Source organism: Nocardia miyunensis NBRC 108239 (assembly GCF_001613065.1).
GTDB classification, from domain to species: Bacteria; Actinomycetota; Actinomycetes; order Mycobacteriales; family Mycobacteriaceae; genus Nocardia; species Nocardia miyunensis.
This window is the reverse complement of the sequence record NZ_BDBQ01000199.1, coordinates 1-1,092: the sequence shown is the minus strand read 5'-3', so window position 1 is coordinate 1,092 and position 1,092 is coordinate 1. Positions and strand designations below refer to the sequence as shown.

General features: G+C 66.4%; 1 protein-coding gene and 1 pseudogene. One reads left to right on the top strand and one right to left on the bottom strand.

The genetic code is table 11. The features are described from left to right. Window positions 1–35 precede the first annotated feature (35 nt). Window positions 36–775 (bottom strand): annotated as a pseudogene (locus NM2_RS46975) (SDR family oxidoreductase). 84 nt (window positions 776–859) lie between these two features. Here NM2_RS46975 and NM2_RS46970 point away from each other — a divergent pair. After that, window positions 860–1,092: helix-turn-helix domain-containing protein (locus tag NM2_RS46970; RefSeq protein WP_067684321.1), on the top strand; the 233-nt coding region annotated here is incomplete at its 3' end.

Genomic DNA, 1,092 nt, shown 5'->3' with positions numbered 1-1,092 from the left:
CGTCGGTGAGGAATCGCTCATGGGCGCTGTTTCGGTCATGCCGTGAATCCGCCGTCGATGGTGAGGGTGGTTCCGGTGATGAAGCGGGCGTCGGACCCGGTCAGGTAGCAGACCATCGCACCGATTTCGTCGGGCGTTCCCAAGCGCGGCAGTGCCATCTGCTCGGTTAGGCGGGCGGCGGCAGGGCTGTCGGCGGGCATGCGGTCATTGGCGGTCGGGCCGGGCTGGATGTTGTTCACCGTGATTCCGCGTGGGCCCAGGTCGCGAGCCAGTCCACGGACCAGTCCCTGGAGCGCGGCCTTGGTCATGGAGTACACAGCGCCGCCGGGAAACGGCGCGCGATCGGCGTTCACGCTGCCGATCGTGATGATGCGACCGTCGTCGGACAGATGGCGCATCGCCGCCCGCAGGGTGTGCAGCACCCCGTGACGTTCACCTGCAGCATTCGGTCGATCTGGGCGGATTCGAGCTCATCGAATCGGCCGACTGAGGCGATCCCGGCGTTGACGACCACCACATCCAGACGCCCGAACAACGCCACAGTCCGCGCGACCGCGGCGTCCACAGCATCCGGATCGCTGCTGTCGGCGTGGATTGCGACAACGCTGTCCGGCCCGAATTCCGAGGCGATCGCTTCGGCACGTTCACGGGTGCTGGTGTAGGTCACCGCAACCCGCAGCCCGTCAGTAGCGAGCCGTCGGGCAATTCCTGCTCCGATCCCTCGGGAGCCCCCGGTGACCAGAGCTACACGGCTGTCTCGCACTGTCTGCGTCATGTCGACACTCCTCAATTACGTCGATAGTTATCGAACAGTACAACGCTCATCGACAGAACGTCCAGGCGCGGTTAGGCTGCTGGCATGAGCGGGGTCATCGACGAAACGCACCCGGGCGCGGACCAACTTCGGCTGTCGACAGTGCTTGCAGCACTGTCGGATCCGGCCCGCCTGGCAGCTGTCCGCGCGCTCGCGGCCACCGATGAGGTGGCATGCACCGAGTTGCAGCAGCGCGCCGGCCTGACCATCGGCCGCTCGACGTTCTCTTACCACCAGCGGGTGCTGCGAGAGGCGGGGGTCCTGCAGGCACGCGTCCG